The sequence below is a fragment of the Aliiglaciecola lipolytica E3 genome (assembly GCF_000314975.1).
GTDB lineage: Bacteria > Pseudomonadota > Gammaproteobacteria > Enterobacterales > Alteromonadaceae > Aliiglaciecola > Aliiglaciecola lipolytica.
Genome location: NZ_BAEN01000049.1, coordinates 81,047 through 98,590, shown reverse-complemented (window position 1 = coordinate 98,590; position 17,544 = coordinate 81,047). Strand labels below are relative to the sequence as shown.

19 protein-coding genes are annotated in these 17,544 nt (G+C 41.5%); 4 read left to right on the top strand and 15 right to left on the bottom strand.

The features are described 5' to 3' along the window. Window positions 1-223: 223 nt before the first annotated feature. Window positions 224-1,048 carry a flagellin N-terminal helical domain-containing protein gene (locus GLIP_RS12440; RefSeq protein ID WP_008844991.1) on the bottom strand — a complete coding sequence of 275 codons (825 nt, stop codon included), beginning with the start codon at window positions 1,046-1,048 and terminating at the stop codon, window positions 224-226. 255 nt (window positions 1,049-1,303) lie between these two features. Here GLIP_RS12440 and GLIP_RS12435 point away from each other — a divergent pair, with 255 nt between their 5' ends. Then, entirely contained in the window at window positions 1,304-2,233 is a 930-nt protein-coding gene (locus tag GLIP_RS12435) for a hypothetical protein (protein WP_040522863.1), read from the top strand. Window positions 2,234-2,246: 13 nt separating this feature from the next. On the opposite strand, the gene flgL is transcribed toward GLIP_RS12435, so the two are convergent. From flgL to GLIP_RS12370, 13 genes are all read right to left on the bottom strand, one after another. After that, a complete protein-coding gene (gene flgL / locus GLIP_RS12430) occupies window positions 2,247-3,473 on the bottom strand; it encodes a flagellar hook-associated protein FlgL (RefSeq protein ID WP_008844989.1) in 1,227 nt (408 codons plus the stop codon). An 8-nt stretch (window positions 3,474-3,481) separates the two neighbouring features. After that, window positions 3,482-5,578 (bottom strand): flagellar hook-associated protein FlgK, encoded by a 2,097-nt coding sequence (gene flgK / locus GLIP_RS12425; protein WP_008844988.1) that lies wholly within the window; start codon window positions 5,576-5,578, stop codon window positions 3,482-3,484. Between the two features lie 15 nt (window positions 5,579-5,593). Then, a complete protein-coding gene (gene flgJ, locus GLIP_RS12420; protein WP_008844987.1) occupies window positions 5,594-6,565 on the bottom strand; it encodes a flagellar assembly peptidoglycan hydrolase FlgJ in 972 nt (323 codons plus the stop codon). A 24-nt stretch (window positions 6,566-6,589) separates the two neighbouring features. Then, the gene (locus GLIP_RS12415; RefSeq protein WP_226992225.1) at window positions 6,590-7,678 is read right to left on the bottom strand and encodes a flagellar basal body P-ring protein FlgI; all 1,089 of its coding nucleotides are present in this window, start codon (window positions 7,676-7,678) and stop codon (window positions 6,590-6,592) included. Between the two features lie 35 nt (window positions 7,679-7,713). Continuing rightward, window positions 7,714-8,415, bottom strand: coding sequence for a flagellar basal body L-ring protein FlgH (gene flgH, locus GLIP_RS12410; protein WP_008844985.1), 702 nt, complete (start codon window positions 8,413-8,415; stop codon window positions 7,714-7,716). Further along, complete coding sequence (gene flgG / locus GLIP_RS12405; protein WP_008844984.1) at window positions 8,415-9,203, bottom strand: flagellar basal-body rod protein FlgG; 789 nt, start codon at window positions 9,201-9,203, stop codon at window positions 8,415-8,417. The genes flgH and flgG overlap by 1 nt, the downstream gene beginning before the upstream one ends. Before the next feature lie 30 nt (window positions 9,204-9,233). Further along, the gene (locus GLIP_RS12400) at window positions 9,234-9,977 is read right to left on the bottom strand and encodes a flagellar basal body rod protein FlgF (RefSeq protein ID WP_008844983.1); all 744 of its coding nucleotides are present in this window, start codon (window positions 9,975-9,977) and stop codon (window positions 9,234-9,236) included. Window positions 9,978-10,160: 183 nt separating this feature from the next. Further along, complete coding sequence (gene flgE, locus GLIP_RS12395; RefSeq protein WP_008844982.1) at window positions 10,161-11,543, bottom strand: flagellar hook protein FlgE; 1,383 nt, start codon at window positions 11,541-11,543, stop codon at window positions 10,161-10,163. A gap of 41 nt (window positions 11,544-11,584) precedes the next feature. Beyond that, window positions 11,585-12,271 (bottom strand): flagellar hook assembly protein FlgD, encoded by a 687-nt coding sequence (locus GLIP_RS12390; RefSeq protein WP_008844981.1) that lies wholly within the window; start codon window positions 12,269-12,271, stop codon window positions 11,585-11,587. Window positions 12,272-12,297: 26 nt separating this feature from the next. Beyond that, window positions 12,298-12,720 carry a flagellar basal body rod protein FlgC gene (gene flgC, locus GLIP_RS12385; protein WP_008844980.1) on the bottom strand — a complete coding sequence of 141 codons (423 nt, stop codon included), beginning with the start codon at window positions 12,718-12,720 and terminating at the stop codon, window positions 12,298-12,300. Then, window positions 12,717-13,121: a flagellar basal body rod protein FlgB gene (gene flgB, locus GLIP_RS12380; protein WP_008844979.1), complete on the bottom strand. Its 405-nt coding sequence runs from the start codon at window positions 13,119-13,121 to the stop codon at window positions 12,717-12,719. The genes flgC and flgB overlap by 4 nt, the downstream gene beginning before the upstream one ends. 106 nt (window positions 13,122-13,227) lie before the next feature. Then, on the bottom strand, window positions 13,228-14,064 hold the full coding sequence (locus GLIP_RS12375) for a CheR family methyltransferase (protein WP_008844978.1): 837 nt from the start codon (window positions 14,062-14,064) through the stop codon (window positions 13,228-13,230). Between the two features lie 29 nt (window positions 14,065-14,093). Beyond that, window positions 14,094-15,020: a chemotaxis protein CheV gene (locus GLIP_RS12370; protein WP_008844977.1), complete on the bottom strand. Its 927-nt coding sequence runs from the start codon at window positions 15,018-15,020 to the stop codon at window positions 14,094-14,096. Window positions 15,021-15,191: 171 nt separating this feature from the next. Between GLIP_RS12370 and flgA the strand changes: the two genes are divergently transcribed. The 3 genes from flgA to flgN all read left to right on the top strand — a co-directional run bounded on the left by flgA (window position 15,192) and on the right by flgN (window position 16,881). Then, a complete protein-coding gene (gene flgA / locus GLIP_RS12365) occupies window positions 15,192-15,923 on the top strand; it encodes a flagellar basal body P-ring formation chaperone FlgA (RefSeq protein WP_008844976.1) in 732 nt (243 codons plus the stop codon). Between the two features lie 151 nt (window positions 15,924-16,074). Then, window positions 16,075-16,407: a flagellar biosynthesis anti-sigma factor FlgM gene (gene flgM / locus GLIP_RS12360; RefSeq protein WP_008844975.1), complete on the top strand. Its 333-nt coding sequence runs from the start codon at window positions 16,075-16,077 to the stop codon at window positions 16,405-16,407. Between the two features lie 48 nt (window positions 16,408-16,455). Next, entirely contained in the window at window positions 16,456-16,881 is a 426-nt protein-coding gene (flgN, locus tag GLIP_RS12355; RefSeq protein ID WP_008844974.1) for a flagellar protein FlgN, read from the top strand. 16 nt (window positions 16,882-16,897) lie between these two features. On the opposite strand, the gene GLIP_RS12350 is transcribed toward flgN, so the two are convergent. Further along, window positions 16,898-17,362, bottom strand: a complete 465-nt coding sequence (locus GLIP_RS12350) for an LPP20 family lipoprotein (protein WP_008844973.1) — start codon at window positions 17,360-17,362, stop codon at window positions 16,898-16,900. Window positions 17,363-17,544 lie beyond the last annotated feature (182 nt).

The window sequence follows — 17,544 nt, the reverse complement described above, 5'->3', positions numbered from 1 at the left end:
CGCTCTTGCAATCTTTATCGAACAGGATCGAAAAATCCTTTAGCAAATTTTAACGCTAAATATTATTTCCTATAAATATCAAATGGTTAAGTTGAGAAAAAAGCCGACTTAAAAAGCCGGCTAAGCGCTCTCACGTTAGGAGAGAAAGAGCGCACTCACTACGTTTCGGGCCATTAAAAACAGAATCACTACCCCCTGGCTTTAATTTCCCAATCGTATTCTATTAACCTAGAAGCTGAAGCGCTGATTGTGGACGCTGATTAGCCTGAGACAATACAGTTAAACTTGCCTGTTGGATAATCTGATTACGTGTCAATTCAGCCGTTTCTGTGGCGAAATCCGTATCACGAATTCGTGAACGAGCGCCGGCAACATTCTCAGAAATATTACTTAGGTTTCTGATAGTTGATTGGAAACGGTTTTGTAACGCACCTAAATCGGCACGCACAGCTCCTACAGTTGAAATTGCAGCAGTAATTGCGGTAAGGGCAGCAGAAGATTCTGCAATAGATGCCACAGACGTGTCACTAAGGCTTAAACCAGAGGCACCATATCCACCCGTACGAGACAAGTTAATAGATATAGTCTGTCCACCATTCGCACCCACAAGGAATGCGGCAGAGAAGCCACCAGTTAGAATATCAACACCGGCAAACTGAGAATCTGTAGCGATACGCGAAATCTCAGTTTTTAATGCTGAAACTTCTTTTTGAAGCGCTAAGCGGTCAGCTGAAGTGTTAATACCGTTTTGAGACTGAACAGCCAAAGTACGAATACGTTGAAGTGAGTTAGTTACCTCACCTAACGCGCCTTCAGCAGTTTGCGCTAATGAAATTGCGTCGTTGGCATTTCTAACGGCTTGGTTAAGACCTTGGACCTGAGTGGTCAAACGGTCTGTGATTTGCAAACCAGCAGCATCATCCGCTGCACGGTTTATACGGAAACCTGAAGACAAACGCTCAAAAGACGTGCCTAATCGGTTTGATGAATCAAATAATTGACGTTGCGCATTTAAAGACGAAACGTTGGTATTGACGAATAATCCCATGGGATATCTCCTACACTCTCAGTCCAGCGTTTCGCTGGCAACCGAAAAACTCGGCGGTTAAAAAACACATTCAAGAACATCAATTTATTCAAAAAATAAATTGGTGTTACTGGCTCTCTCGAATAGGGTATCGACGGATTGAAAAATCCCTTTAACTAAAATTTGCCGTTTTTTTTCAAATCGGCAAAAAATTACCGCTTTGCAAAATGTAATTAATTGAGATTCAATAGCTTTTTAGCTAAAAAAATTTTTAAAATGAAAATTAATTGGACAAAGTCGGTTTGGAATCGACCTAAACATAATGCGTTCACAGATATGTGTCTGTTCAAAGACCAGCTTTTCATAAGTTTCAGAGAAGCAACCGATCACATGGGTATTGATGGCGGTGTTCGAATTATTAGCTGTGATTTTTACGGAAAGGTAATTAACACGACGCTAATCAAAATCCACAATTGTGATTTACGCGATCCTAAACTGACGATAACCCCTGACGGTAAATTATTAATGACCGCCTATTCGCGATGTTATTCTAAACACGGGAAATGGCGGTACAGTCGTTCACTATGTTGGTTTTCTTTAGACGGTTTAAGTTGGTCAGGCTCACACTGGTTTGCTGAAAAAAACTGGTGGGTATGGCGAATTCGTTGGCAACAAGGACAAGCTTATGGTTTAGCATACAACCGAGCACAGCAACAATTGAACTTATACGCAGGCAACCCTCTACGCACGTTCGAATGCATTAATCCGAACGTAATGAGTTTAGCGACTCACGGATTAGGTTATCCAAATGAAAGCGATTTGTGTTTTATGCAAAATGGAGATCTATACGCGGTCGTGCGTAGGGATGCCGACTCTTTCACTGCACAAATTGGCCATGCCAAAGCGCCTTATCGACGGTGGCGGTGGTTTGATCTTGGGGAGTATATTGGTGCGCCAGTGATATTAGCCAAAGACCAGAAAAATGTATTTGTGTGTGGGCGAGCTTGGCTCAACAAACGATTTAAAACAGCGCTGTGGAACTTAAATCTAGAGACTAAAAAGCTACAACTAATAGATGTTTTGCCGTCAGGCGGTGATTGCAGTTACGCCGGGATGGTACAACACGATGGGCAGTTGTATGTAAGTTATTATTCCAGTCACATCGATAATCAAAGCCATATATATTTAGCCCAACTGGACGAATAGCTTTACCTTAACTTTAGATATAATCGAATAAAGTAAGACCGGTTACTCTTGAAAAGGTCGCTTGGGCAGCTTGCAGGGCTGTTTCTTGTTTACTTAGCTCAGACACTGCTTCAGCATAATCCACATCTTCAATATTAGAACGAGCTGATTTATTGGCAATTTCCAAGTCTAAATTAGATTCTAAAACCGACTCGGCCACATTTAACCGGCCACCTAACGAGGACGTAGCATTCGCCAATGATTTTGAGCCGTTGTCGATTCCCACTAATGCGTCAGAAATAGCTTCGTTGAGTTCTTTATCTGTTAATTCACCATCATTAAGTGCCAGATAAAAATTATTTAATGTCTCTGCAATATTATTCTTTTCGGGCTTGTCCAATTGAAAATCAAATGTATCCCCTACACTGCCGCTAACATCAAACTCCATTCCATTAAAAACAAATGGCTGTCCTGAAGTAAAATTAACCGTGGCAACGGTATTCCCACTGCCCACATTATCAATTTGGATTTGGTTACCGGCTAGAATTGTTGCTTGAAATTGATTGTTCGCAGGTGTCACTGCGTCATAATTAGTTTTGTGAAACTTATCAAACGCAGATTGTTCAGTGATTCTAGTTTCGATAGAACTAATCCCAACTTGCCCCGTCACGGTAAAATTCAATCTAGCCTGAACATTTTCAAACACCGATTTTCCAGAACTGTTTGCTTGTATACTAACCGCATCTGACACCTGAATCTTTTTCACACCGTCGTCACCAGAAAACGTGTATTTCTCGCCACTGGCAGATGGGTTATAGCTAAAAGCTTCGGTTTGCGACTGGAATCCCGCAAAAATATATTCGCCGTTAGAGTTTTGCGTATTCATTAAGCCAAATACTTCATCTCTGATAGCGCCAATTTCGATACCAATAGCCTCTAAATCCGTTTTGTCATAAACCCCATTTCCAGACTGGATCATCAACTGTCTAGCTCTATCTAACGCACTGTTAATGTTGCTCAGTACCACTTCTTCTTGCTGTAAAGAATTGGTCAGCAAATCATTATTGCGCTTGTATTGGGTAATTTTATCTAGATCTTCAGTAAGTCGGACGACTTGGGCTGCACCGACAGGATCGTCTGAAGGACGCAGCAACTTTTTACCTGATGCTAATTGTTGTTGCACATCAGACAAGGTCCCCTGATTTTGGGTAATTGAATTGATGCTTCTGTCATACAATTGATTAGTGGATATTCTAGTCATTGTCCAAATTACCTTGTGACACTATAAATGGTGTCAAACAACTCTCTCGCGGTTGTCAAAATCCGTGCTGATGCCGCATAGGATTGTTGAAACCGTATTAAATTTGCTGCTTCTTCATCCAAATTCACGCCTGAGACAGATTGAAACCAATCGCTTGATTGCGTTTTCATCGCCTCTGCAGCTTGCAATGAAATATTTGCTGACGCAGTTTTTGCACCAATAGAACTTACAATGTTGGCGTAAGATTCATGGAACGTCACTAAATTGCCGCCTCCATTATTGTTTTGCTGCATGATGTCTTGATCTTGAAGCCCTGCTAATTCTAACCCATTACGATTGTCATCAACACCGTCGGTATTATAAGCAATCGTAAACTCATCACCAGCAACGGGAGTTCCTTGCAAGCTAAAATCGTACCCCGGAAAATCAGGTAAGGCATTAAATGGCCACCCAGCATCATTAGCAGCTTGCTGCATAAGATTATTATAATCTGAAATATTAGATACAACGACCAACGAATTATTGGCTTCATCGAACACTTCAAATTCGGTTTCACTGTTAAACACAATTCTAGCTGGACTTCCAGCGACAAAACCGCCATTACCATCAAATGCGGATGCTCTTGGGTCGGTCAGAGTTGCATCTACAAACGTATTGCTCATACTGGAATCAGTTAATCTCGCATCTCCCAAGTTATCTAAATTACTATCTACGCGAAACGGCGAGGCCAACGCAATATCCTCAGGTCGAGTCATAATGACATCGATTGATTGCCCTGTGCTTTTGGTTGGCTGAAATAAAAACTGATCTCCAACGGCATAACTATCACCATTGGGGAACTCTAATTCTAGACCGCCAATGACTTCTGTAAACGTATTGTTCTCTGCGTCTAATCCAGTGTATGCCTGTGTAATAGCGTTACCATCAACATCAGTAACAAACGAACCGTCTGGATTGACTAACGTGACAGTAATATCCACGGTATCTGGTGTACCAGAATTAGTGCCAGTAATTTCGACTAAATAATCAGCCGCTGTAATATTACTAGCACCATCTTCAGCCACTCTGCCATTCATGGTGAGTGATAAGTCTGAGTTGGCCGCATAGTTTAATCCTTGAAATTCAGGATTTGAAAATATGTTACCGCCGAGTTGCTGATCGAAGTCCATGCCTAATCTGTTTTGTTGATTAACGGCACTTGTAAGCGCTATGGCTATTTGTCCAAGTTCACGTTGCCCTTCTGCCAGAACTTCATCGCGATAACGGAATAAACCACCAATTTGTCCACCTAGATTTTGTTCAGGTAATCTTAACGTCGTTGGTTTGCCTGTACTTGCAAGATACAAGTTTCGATAATCAGGATCAGGATCACCGCTTAATTGAAACAGGTTGAAAGAACCATCCTCTAACACCAGCGATTCACCAGAGGTTAAATTCACCATAACTGAACCATCATCTCTGCCATTGTCTCTGGTCTCAATCGACATAATTTCGGCTAACTTCAAAATTGCATTGTCACGCTCATTTTTCAGCACCCCAGGTTCATCAAAGAGGTTATTTCCCTCCGCTACCCGAATATTGGCGTTTAGCTCCGCAATGGTTTCAATTAATTTATTTGCCTCATTAATCGTCGCATCTAGCTCATAGTTTAATTCTTTTTCTTTGTCGTCCATGAATTTGGATAACGTACTCACTTGCCCTACTAATGCGTTGGCTTCACCTAGTACTAATTGTCTAGCAGCCATGTTAGTGGGCTCATCACTGGCCGTTTGCATAGAACTGAAAAAACGACTCATGCTACTAGATAAGCTATTGGCTTCACTCGCGAATATATTGTCTAGCACTGAAGAGCGTTGAAAATATGTTTCGAACTCGCCGACTTGGGTTGTGTCGCGGCGCAATTGATTTTGAGCAAACGTATTGATGACTCGCTCAGTGACGCCACGTCCGACACCACCAACAAGCTGACTATCGAAAGTGGTGCGTTCACGCACATACCCTTCCGAGTTTACGTTTGCAATATTGTTACTCGTGGTTGCTAATAGCTGATTACTCGCACGCACACCACTGGTTGCTATGGTATAAAGATCGGCCGCTTTAATCACTGTGGATATACCTCATTATTCAACATGATGGTTTCCAAACGATAAAGCAGACTTAAATGTCTCACTATTTAACACTGACAGTATTTTGTCAGCGTATTGAGGGTCAGTAGCATAACCGGCGTCTTGCAGCGCGTTAAAATACGCTTTGGGGTCGCTGACTTTCTCTAGAGCTTGCTGATACCTTGGATTTTCGGTCACAAAAGAAATGTAGTCTTGCAAACCATCGGCAAAAGAATCGTAGCTTCTAAATTGGGCTTTTTGTTGCTTAGCGATGCCTTGTTGAAATTCTACTGTATTGATCGCGGTAGACTCGCCTTGCCAACGATTATCTGCTTTGATACCAAATAAATTATGGGTGTTTTGACCACTTCCGGTGTGGATCATATATTTCCCCCAACCGGTCTCAACTGCCGCCTGAGCCAGCAACGCTCTGGGATCGATTCCTATTTTTTGCGCTATTTCCTGAGCATGAGGCAATAAAGTTTGCATAAACTCTGAAGGAGACGCAAAAGCACTTTGTTTTGTAGCATTGTTCGCTTGGCTTGATTGCGAGTCGGCGGTATTTGTTGGGTCAGAGAAATCAACGCTTGGCTGACGTACCATGTTAGCTAAATTGGCATTTTCTCTGATCGCGCTGGCAGGCATAAACCCATTCTCACCGGGGCTCAACTGTTGCACTATCAATTCAGCTATCCCCACTCCACCGCGAGAAGATAGATCAACAGCTAATTGCTGGTCATGCATGTCACGATAAAACTTCACCTGTTGAGAATTAAACGGACTGTCTTCATCCGCTAATGCATCTTGGGCTTTACGCATAGATTTAAGCATCATCTGTACAAAAATCGCCTCGAACTGCTTTGCTGCCTCATCTAATGCTTGTTTGTCACCACGTTGCGCCGCTTGGCGCAATTTATCAATACCTTGCACGTCATGCACATTGCGTGACAGTTCAAGTTGTTGATTAATGTGATTGTTTAATTCCATGCTAATTTCAACTATTCACCAGCGTTAAATTACAATTAACTCGCCTTGCAAAGCTCCTGCTTGTTGCAATGCTTCTAAAATAGCCATTAAGTCACCTGGCGCAGCACCTACTTCGTTTACTGCACGCACCAGTTCATCCAAACTCACGCCGGGATCAAACTTAAACATACGGCTATCATCGAGACTTACATCGACGATGGATTGGTTAGTCACCGCAGTTTGCCCTTGCCCCAAAGCGTTTGGTTGAGACACAGTTTGATATTCTGAAATTGTCACAGTTAATCCACCGTGAGTAATGGCTGCCGGCAACAATCGCACATCTTTACCAATTACAATTGTGCCAGTTCGGCTATTTATAATAACTTTCGCTGGTGCATCAGCAGGGGTAAACGTGAAGTTTTCTAACGTTGCGACAAAGCTTACCCTTTGACCAACGTCTCTTGGTGCTGACACTCTTACAGAAGCAGCATCTATTGGTGTGGCTATCGTATAGCCCATTTCAGGATCTGCCCCTAAACGCTTATTAATGGTATCGGCTAAGGATTTAGCAGTGGAAAAGTCTGGATAATTTAAATTTAGCGTCAAGAAATCGTTCTGCATTAAGCCACTAGGAACCGTGCGTTCGATCAAAGCGCCATTAACGATTCGGCCAACCGTCGGTGTATTTGAGACAATTTTCGAGCCGTCAGCACCTTCTGCTCCAAATCCGCTGACCACCAGGCTGCCTTGCGCTACTGCATAAACATTACCATCGAGACCTTTAAGAAATGTTTGCAACAAAGTACCACCACGTAAACTTGCGGCTTCACCCACTGAAGAAACAGTGACGTCAATAGTCTGACCGGGTTTCATAAACGCAGGTAACTCTGCATGCACTGCTACTGCAGCCACATTCTTAATTTTAGGTTTTACACTAGAATCTAGGCTAATACCGAAGTTACTTAACATAGTACGGAAGCTTTGTTCAGTAAACGGACTTTGTTCACCGGTTCCAGGTAACCCCACAACTAACCCGTACCCCACCAATTGGTTACTTCTTACACCTTGGATGGAAGCTAAATCCTTTATCCGCTGAGCATAAGTCAGAGGGCTAACCAAAGACAGCATCAACATATAAATAAGAGCAGCACGGAGGTTTAGAATTTTCATTAGAATGGCCACCATTCAGAAGAAAAGAACTGATTTAACCAGCCTTGTTTTTGGGCGTTAGCAAATGTGCCTGTGCCGCTGTATTGAATACGTGCGTTAGCAATTTTGGTCGATTCGATTTCATTCGCAGGGCTAATGTCGGCTGGACGGACAACTCCAGTTAAACGAATATACTCATCACCATTATTTAACGTTAGCCACTTTTCACCCCGCACTACCAAGTTTTGGTTAGGTAGAACTTGAATTACTGTGACCGAAATATTACCGCTTAAATTATTACTTTGATTAGCCTGAGCATCACCTGTAAATTCATTGTCGGCACCTATTCCTAATTGAATGCTTTGGTTGCCTAAATTAACAGCCTGACCACCTAATCCAATAATTGGATTTACATTCACATCGGTTTCTTTTGAAGTGGTTGTGCCTGCGGATTTAGTCGCACTGGTATTTTCTTGCAAATTTACGGTGATGATGTCGCCAATTCGACGAGCTTTAACATCTGAATAAATACTATTTGCCATATCTGCCTGAAAAATCGAACCATCTTGCGCGATTTTTTGCTCTGGCATTTCGGGGACTACGGGTGCATACATGGGATCATTAGGTGATGGTCCAACTGTGGGTGAAGACACACAACCGCTCAACCCCAAAATTGAAACTATGCTCAGAAAAACTGTAAATCTAGCCATTTTCAAGCCCATTATAGTTGCTGAATTACCTGACCTAACATTTGGTCCACGGATGAGATCACTTTAGAGTTCATTTCATACAATCGCTGACTTTCAATCAGATTCACTAATTCTTCGGTCACGTTAACGTTTGAGGTTTCCAACGCGCCTTGAATCACTGATCCTAACCCTTCTAGTCCAGGCACACCTTGCAATGGCGCACCACTAACAGCCGTTTCAACATAGAGGTTTTGTCCAATAGGTTGTAACCCCGTTGGATTGATAAAATCTGATAAACTTATTTGACCTAAAACGGCCGGATCTGCCTGCCCGCGTAAAGTGGCGGATACTTCTCCATCTTGAGAAATGGTTATTTGCTGTGCATCTTCAGGCACCGTAATATTTGGCTGCAAAAGAAAACCCGCACCCGGTGTTACGATTTGGCCTTGATCATTGAGGGTAAACTGCCCATTACGGGTATATGCGATAGTGCCATCCGGTTGTAAAATTTCAAAAAAACCACGCCCTTGAATTGACATATCTAACGCATTTTCAGTAGTTAGCATATTCCCTTGGGTATGAGATTTTTGTGTAGCTACTACCTTACTACCAGCCCCAAGCATCAAACCTGAAGGTAGTTCGGTGTCAGCCGATGAACGACCACCGGGTTGATTGATATTTTGATAAAGCAAGTCTTCAAAAATGGCTCTATCTTTCTTAAAACCTACAGTACTGGCATTGGCCAGGTTGTTAGAAATAACTGATACATCTGTTTGTGCTGCATCAAGTCCGGTTTTACTTATCCATAGTGCTGGGTGCATATTTCACCTCCGCTAATTAATGTTTTAGTACTAAATTATTCTCAGTAATTGGTTGCCACGCATATCAAGGGTATCGGCTTTTTTCATCATCTTGACTTGCATTTCATAGTGGCGCTGCAGGCTGATCATATTGACCATTTCGTCAATCGCGTTAACGTTGCTGCCTTCTAACATTCCGGTTCGAATTCTGACGTTGATATCTTCGGCTGCTTCTTGGCCATTTTTCAGTCTAAACAAGCCGTCATCGCCTCGTTCCATGTCGGCTACGTTAGGATTCACTAGCTTTAACCTACCAACTTCTTCTAACACGGTTTCTGGCGCACCTTGTGGCCGAACAGAAATAGTGCCGTCGTTAGCAATGTTAATATTGGATAAAGGAATCGGCAGAAAAATACCGCCCGCATCTCCTAATAAGGTGTTTCCATGTGCATCTTCAAGACCACCGTCTGCGCCTAATTGCAAACTGCCTGCGCGGGTATAAGCTTCATTACCTTGGGCATCCAATACACTGAACCATCCATTCCCTTGAATTGCCGCATCTAGTTCACGATCAGTTTGGATCATGGCTCCACCTTCATAATTATTTGAAGGCGATTCAGTCATTGAAAATACCCGAGTCGGCAAACCTTCGCCGTAGGCCGGCATTGCCCGTGCGTTTTCCAACATTGCTTTGAAGCCGGTCGTTTGTGCATTTGCTAAATTGTTTGCGCGTACAGCCGTGCCCAACAGGTCTTGTTTGGCACCACTTGCTGCAATGTAAAGTAATTTATCCATGACAACTTATTGACTCTGGTTAACGTAACCTAAAAGATTGCAATAAAGATGCCATCGCTACACAGAAAACTGAATTTAATCAGGTTAAGATTTCATCACCAATAGAAAACAGATAAGAGATTGAAAAACAATAAAAAAATACCGCTCTCCTGCGAGAGCGGTAACATTATTAATGTCGTTTTATTAACGGATATTTAGAATGGTTTGGTTGAGCTGATTGTTTACTTCCAACGCTCTAGAGTTTGCTTGGAAGTTCCGTTGCGCAATAATCAAGTCAATAAGTTCTGTTGTTAAGTTCACATTAGCTTGTTCAAGCGCAGATGAATTAATATCACCAAATGTTCCGGTTGTAGCCTCCCCTGCTAAAGCTTCACCAGACAAGATACTTTCTTGCCATTGGGTATTACTTTGTTGGGTTAAGCCTTGCTCATTTGAAAAGCGCACTAAAGCAACACGAACCACTGGCTCTGATGTTCCGTTAGAAAAAGTCGCTCTTACTAATCCATCTGGACCAATATCTATACCAGTTAATCGACCAACCGGTAAACCATCTTGCTCCAATGAGGTTACTTCAAAAGAAGACGCAAATTGAGTAGGTTCATCAGGCGTTGCGTTAGCAGTATCTAATGTAAAATTCGTCACGATTGACTGGGTAACATCGGAGCCATTGGTTAAAGGCGGATTTCCCAATTGAACAGTGGTTACATCACCTGTTGCAACCTGAGTTCCATCACCATTTTGAATGCCGATAAAATCACCACCGCTACTAAATTGCATTCTGAATCCAGAAACTGCATTTGCACCTAACGAGACAGCACCGGCGATATTAGCAGGATCAGCACCTGCAACATTATCTGTATCACCAGCCGTGTTGACCGGTGTGTCATCAATATAATTTACAACAACCCATTCATTAGTTGCGGCGGAATCTTTCATAAAGTAATAGGTCATGACATGACTGTCACCTAATGAATCATAAACCGTAATCGACGTTGCCGCGTTATAGGTAAGAGGATCGTTTGGATCAAACAATGTTACGTCTTTTGCATCATCGCCTGCAGGTAAATTAAAACGAGGCGACACTTCGGTGGTTCTTTGTGGAGAACCAGACGAGTCTGGAATTCTGACTGGTACTGTTGTACTCAAAGCAACTGATGCGGATGTTCCATCAGAGTTGACTGGAAATCCCATTAAGTTGTCGCCATTGGAGTTAACCACGAAGTTATCTTGATCAAGCTTAAATTGTCCCGCTCGAGTGAAAGAAAAATCACGTGAGGTTATTTCTGGTGTCGTAGCAAAGAAACCATTACCAGTTATCGCCAAATCCAACGCAGTATTAGTAAATTGTAAACTTCCCTGGGAAAACTGTTGAGCAACTTCTTGAGTTAAAACACCATCACCTACTTTGGTTTTTCCGCCTGACAATAACGACGCTGCATACACGTCACCGAATTCAGCCCGAGATTCCTTAAAACCTACCGTGTTAACGTTTGCAATGTTATTTGCTGTCACGTCAAGGTCTCTTTGGGCGGCTGATACACCACTTAGCGCTATATTAAAAGACATCGTTTATTCTCTCCTAAACTTATGGGCTACCACTTGTTTAATTAGCCACCGATCTGAATGACTTCATTCAAATTGATACTTGTTTCGCCATCTAAATTTAAAATGACACCTTGGTTATTACTTGCAAAACTTACGCTATCCACATGTCGATTAATGCCTGTGGGTAAGGTAGTCGACTCGCCATTTTGTATACCTTGCGCATAAACCACATAATTGCCGGCAGGCAAATCGTTGCCGTTCGCATCTTTACCGTCCCAGCTAAACTGAATATTACCGGCAGATTGCGTTCCTGCATCGATGGTTTTAATCAACTCTCCAGCGACAGACTCAATCGTAATTTGCATATCTTGTGTAGTTTGATCAGTGATGACGACACCAGACATGCCATTGCTGGTATCACTTAGATAACCGACATTGCCCTGCAGCAATACATCCTGACCTATCAAACTAGAAGCTTGTAATGCCTGATTCGACGTCATTGTTGACGCGAAATCAGAAAACTTAACGTTTAACTCGTCGATTCCTTCAGAGATACTAAAGCTCGTCATTTGCGAAACCATCTGGTCGTTGTCTACAGGCTTAGTAGGATCTTGATTTGCCAGTTGTTCAGTTAACAGCGCGAAAAAATCTTCCTGACTTAATCTTTGGTTACTACCGTCATCAATTGGCACAGTATCTTCTTGAAGGTAGTAGCTGGAATCTAATCCTGTTGTTTTTGAAATTTCCACGTTATCTTCCTCACTAAACCAGTGATTTATTGACCTTGACCAAGTTGCAATACACGTCTAAATATACGTTTAGTTGTATCTGCCAACTGCACATTAGTTTCATAGGATTTTGATGCGGACATCATGTCTGCCATCTCTTCAACTACATTCACGTTTGGCTTATAAATATAACCATTATTATCAGCCATTGGATGACCAGGACTGTATTCAATTTGCAAAGGTTTTTGACTTTCTACAATCCCTAACACTTGAACACCTGCACCTTTTGACTGAGAGTCTGTGGCTCGTTGCAATTCCGCAGCGAACACCGGATGGCGTGCTTTATATGTCGCGTCGTAACTGCTACTAACGCTGTTTGCGTTAGCAATGTTACTTGCAGTCGTGTTTAAGCGAACGCTTTCTGCGCCCATGCCAGTGCTAGCAATATCCATAACTCTAAATAAACTCATTGACCTTGGCCTCCAGATATAGCTTTTTTCATACCTTTAATCTTGCCGTTCAAAAATTGAATACTAGCTTGATAACGCATGCCATTTTCAAGGAATGCATTACGCTCAGCTTGTACTTCAACCGTATTACCATCGCCTGTATCGGGCTGCAGTGGAACGCGAAACTCAATACTGGCTTGCGATTGCATGCGACCTTCAAAGTGCTTTTCGTGGGTACGGGTCATATTTTGCTGACGATCTTGATTGGCTGACTGCATGGCTTTTTGAAAATCAACGCCGCGCGCTTTATATCCTGGCGTATTAGCATTCGCTAAATTACCGGAAATAACTTCCATTGCGTCTGTTCTAACGAGTAATGCTTTGTGGTGCAAACCGGTTAATTTGTCGAGGCTGATTGCCATGATTTTCTCTTTCTAAAAACTTGCTTGAGAAAAATTTAGCAAAGGGTATGCCAAGACACCGAGTAATTTAAAAGAAAACTAGGAAAGGCAAAGTTAAGGGATTGTATTAATAGGACTTTTTAGTATAAAACAAACCGGGATTGTTGCGCACTAAAGTATATAAATCGTTTAATTCGGCAATGGATTCAGACGCGCCTAGAAACAAAGATCCTTCGTTTTGCAGGCAAGCGGCAATTTGTTGCAGGATTTTTCGTTTATTGCTGAGTGAGAAATAAATTAACACGTTTCGACAAAACACCACATCAAATTTACCTAGGGCTGAGTAGCTTGTTAATAAGTTTTGAGGTCTAAAATCCACCATCGACAGAATATCGCGATTTAATTGCATGTGGTTATCTTCAGTTTGCTTAAAAAATCGACTTTTACGTTCTTCTGATAGGCCTCTACTGATAGATATTCCGTCAAAGCGCCCTAACTTGGCACGTTTAAGCATATCCGCTGAAATATCCGTTGCGATAATTTCAATACCATAGGGAAACGCTCGTGGATGATGTTTTTTATATTCCTGAATACACATAGCGATCGAAAAGGGTTCTTGGCCCGAAGAACAAGCCGCACTCCAGATTCTAACTTTGCGATTAACCTTAGATAAATCAGTGAATAAACGATCCGTTAGAATTTCAAAGGGATACTTGTCACGAAACCAAAGCGTTTCATTGGTGGTCATTGCATCGACTACTTTTTCGCGCATACTGTTTTGATTGCCACTATATGCACTTTTAAGTAATTCGGACAACCCAGAAAATTTTTCTTGGCGCACCAAAGGCTTTAAACGGCTATTCACTAAATAGCTTTTATTTTCGTTTAAAACGATGCCGCACTGACGTTCTAAAAACTGGGCAAATTCAAAGAATTCTTGAGACGTCAAATCATCTGATTTCAAAAATTAGCTTCCATAAAAATAATGATTTTTTACTTGTTAAACCATTTTTGAACAGCCGAAGCTAATTCATCTGGATGAAATTTAGCAATAAAGTCATCTGCCCCAACCTTTTTCACCATAACCTGATTAAAAACGCCGCTCAATGAGGTGTGCAACACTACTTTCAACTTTTGTAGTTCAGGTGTATTTTTAATCTCAGCGGTTAATGTGTAGCCGTCCATTTCGGGCATTTCAATATCCGACACCAATACCCCAACGCTGTCAGTTACGTCACCTGTTTCTGCAGCTATTTCTTTCAATCGATTTAATGCTTCAAGACCATTTTTGGTGACTTCAATTTTCAGACCTAGTGCCGTCAGTGCTTTTTTAACCTGACTTCTCGCTACAGAAGAATCATCAGCGATAAAAATAATTTTATCGTTTGCCGGGGATTCAGACATGTTTAGACCGGCAGCTAAATCTTCACTGACAGTACTATTTAGTGGTGATATTTCGTTCAGGATTTTTTCTACATCGAGAATTTCGATTAGTTCATTCTCGACTTCAGTAACCGCTGTTAAATAACTAGCTTTACCCGTACCTTGAGGAGGCGGCATGATTGCATCCCAATTGGTATTGATGATGCGTTCTACAGAGCCAACTAAAAAGCCTTGTACGGAGCGGTTATATTCAGCAATTATAATGAAGCCATTCTTAACATCTTCTATTTTGCGCCCGCCAGTTGCCATGCTCAAGTCAATTACAGAAATAGTTTGACCACGAATGTGGGCCACTCCCCTGACCAATTTATTTTGACGGGGTATCGAGGTTAATGGAGGACATTGCAGAACTTCACGCACTTTAAATACATTGATTCCAAAACGTTGTCTGCCATTTAATTTAAACAGCAATAATTCAAGTCTATTTTGACCAACCAATTGTGTGCGTTGATTAACCGAGTCAAGAATTCCTGACATATACCACCCCAAAATAATTTTAAACTAGGCACAATTGTTGCGTTGTACCGGTTGAATATAGCAAGTTTAACGTAATTTGAAGGCTAAACCTGATTGAGTGCCTGTATTTTGACGTTATTTGTTATACCAATATTGATTTACTAAGCATAGACAAAACGGCGGCAACTGAACATGAAAAAATTACTAAAACGTACAATCATTGTTTTTTCGTGGTTATTTCTATGCAGCATTATGCTTTTTAGCACTGCTAGTGTAACGGCAACCACAGAAATTAATTTAGCTCACCAAAAGTTAAGTCAAGCTGCAGAGAACTACGTTAAGTCCCAGTTAAGTTATTCAGGTGCAAGTGCTGACGAAAATCTATCCGTTTCTGCAATGCCGCTTGACCAACGAATTATCATACCAGAATGCCCCGAAGCGTTTTCTATTTCTGCTAGCAAAGAAGCGCTAGCCCAGAACAATATTACGGTGAGAGCAAGTTGCGAACCAACCGATTGGTATCTGTATATGATGGTAAAAGCCACACGCGTTCAGCCAGTCGTGGTACTGACTACTTCAGTAAGCCCAGGTAAGGTGTTAATCGAAAGTGATGTTGAAATAGTAATGATGGATAAAAATCTAATACGTACCAGCACTTTTGCCGATATAGATACAGTTGTAGGTGCTCGAATGAAGAAACGAAGCCGCCCTGGCCAGCCTGTCGTACCGGGTCAACTTTGTTTCGTTTGTAAAGGAGATAGTATTCTAATCACCGCAGATACCGGTGGAGTGAGCATTAAAACAAAGGGCATAGCACAACAAGATGGTAATTTAGGCGATACCATTGCGGTTCGAAATACCAAATCGAACCGATTAGTCCATGCACAGGTTGTAAATACACACCAAGTTGTCGTGCAGATTTAATCAATTTAGCGTAGACTACCCTCTATGGAGAGTATGCGAGCGTTGCTTTTAAATTATTTAAGTAGTATTTAATATTTTTCAACTTTTGGCTAAAGAATTTATAGTTTTGGCCGATAAAGTAAGTGAGGCATATTAGGTATTTGAGGTTATTATGGCAATTAACAATGTAAATAGCGGGAATCAAAAACCGCAACTTGAGAATCAGAGGCTGAATCAACAGCAATCTCAAGGACAAGCTGCTGCACAAACTTCAGCTCAACAAGCAAAGTCAGCAACGACACCACGACAAGATTCCGTGTCTTTGACTCAGTCTGCCCAACAGCTTAGTCAAGTACAAAAGAAATCAAACGACGCACCTGTTAATCAGGAAAAGGTCGACAAATTGAAAAAAGCCATCCAGAATGGTGAATATCGTGTTAATCCTGAAGTGTTAGCACAAAAAATTAGCAAACTCGAAGCTCAAGTATTTGGCATTAAAAATTAGTTTTGGTGCCAAATATCGTTTAGCTTCATAAAATAAAAGCAAAGCTAAATGAAAAACCTAATCACCCTCCTAGAAAAACAAAAAGAACAACTTGATGCACTGACGTTACTACTTGAGTCAGAATTGCATTTAATCAGCACGCGTGATGCGGAGTCACTAACATCTGTCATAAATGAAAAGTCAGATTTGTTAGAAGCGATATCCACAACTGACAGATCCATAGAAAAAGAAGTTAATAAGCAACCCAGTGTTGTTGATGAAAGCGCTGTTACCAATCTGTTTGATGAAATCAATCATTCTTTGTCGCAATGCAAATTCAGAACAGAGATTAATCAAAAAGCTGTTGAGCAAGGTCAATTACGCTTACAACATCTACGTACACTTTTATTAGAATCTCGTGCCAAAGAAAGTATGACATACGATAAAAGTGGAAAGCCCAAAGGTGGAACAACCGGTAAAGGCGTTAGCGTTTAAGCAATAGCTTGTTGCGTTAGTAGTAACGTACTTTTTTAACTTTTTTAGGTTTGGCGGTACTTAAATACAAGTCATGTACTAAACCAAAATCAAGCTCTAATTCAGTTGCGTAAGAATCATTCCCAACTGGATAGCTTTTGACTACCCTTGCGCCTCTAATAACCCCTTGTACGCTCGCTAACAATTGTGTATCGGTCAATACTAAGTTCGCCAACGATTGTTCACCGTCAATTTTTTGTCCATATACTTGTTCGGTTAGCTCACGGTAAGCGTCTAATTTCGACGCTTTAACTGCCATCAGTACTTTAGTTGATCGGTCAGTGCCTTGCTGAGCTTCAATTGGCGCATAGCCAATGGAACGGATCACCGGATAAGTTTCCGGCTCAATGGTTTCCCACTCTACTTGTTTATCAATGATATTTTGACAACCAACCAGGCCGACTAAGCAACCTAAAATCGTAAATATATGCAGTAGTTTCATAATTATTCTCGGTGTTTTAATATCAGCTCACATTGTGATTAGCGTTCATGTGGCAATCCAAACGTTATTGTCGGGTGTGTTGCAATATCTGTTCCCTCTTATCTCGATTAAACACTTTCTCAAATAATTATCAGATTTAAGACTACGAATGATGCCAAATAACCGTCCTCTAAAAGAGGTAT

Bases quoted from the DNA above. Each gene is read 5' to 3' on its own strand.
- GLIP_RS12440 (WP_008844991.1), bottom strand. From the start codon at position 1,048: ATGGGATTATTCGTCAATACCAACGTTTCGTCTTTAAATGCGCAACGT.
- GLIP_RS12435 (WP_040522863.1), top strand. From the start codon at position 1,304: ATGAAAATTAATTGGACAAAGTCGGTTTGGAATCGACCTAAACATAAT.
- flgL (WP_008844989.1), bottom strand. From the start codon at position 3,473: ATGACTAGAATATCCACTAATCAATTGTATGACAGAAGCATCAATTCA.
- flgJ (WP_008844987.1), bottom strand. From the start codon at position 6,565: ATGGAATTAAACAATCACATTAATCAACAACTTGAACTGTCACGCAAT.
- GLIP_RS12415 (WP_226992225.1), bottom strand. From the start codon at position 7,678: ATGTTGATGCTGTCTTTGGTTAGCCCTCTGACTTATGCTCAGCGGATA.
- flgH (WP_008844985.1), bottom strand. From the start codon at position 8,415: ATGGGCTTGAAAATGGCTAGATTTACAGTTTTTCTGAGCATAGTTTCA.
- flgG (WP_008844984.1), bottom strand. From the start codon at position 9,203: ATGCACCCAGCACTATGGATAAGTAAAACCGGACTTGATGCAGCACAA.
- GLIP_RS12400 (WP_008844983.1), bottom strand. From the start codon at position 9,977: ATGGATAAATTACTTTACATTGCAGCAAGTGGTGCCAAACAAGACCTG.
- flgE (WP_008844982.1), bottom strand. From the start codon at position 11,543: ATGTCTTTTAATATAGCGCTAAGTGGTGTATCAGCCGCCCAAAGAGAC.
- flgC (WP_008844980.1), bottom strand. From the start codon at position 12,720: ATGAGTTTATTTAGAGTTATGGATATTGCTAGCACTGGCATGGGCGCA.
- flgB (WP_008844979.1), bottom strand. From the start codon at position 13,121: ATGGCAATCAGCCTCGACAAATTAACCGGTTTGCACCACAAAGCATTA.
- GLIP_RS12370 (WP_008844977.1), bottom strand. From the start codon at position 15,020: ATGTCAGGAATTCTTGACTCGGTTAATCAACGCACACAATTGGTTGGT.
- flgA (WP_008844976.1), top strand. From the start codon at position 15,192: ATGAAAAAATTACTAAAACGTACAATCATTGTTTTTTCGTGGTTATTT.
- flgM (WP_008844975.1), top strand. From the start codon at position 16,075: ATGGCAATTAACAATGTAAATAGCGGGAATCAAAAACCGCAACTTGAG.
- flgN (WP_008844974.1), top strand. From the start codon at position 16,456: ATGAAAAACCTAATCACCCTCCTAGAAAAACAAAAAGAACAACTTGAT.
- GLIP_RS12350 (WP_008844973.1), bottom strand. From the start codon at position 17,362: ATGAAACTACTGCATATATTTACGATTTTAGGTTGCTTAGTCGGCCTG.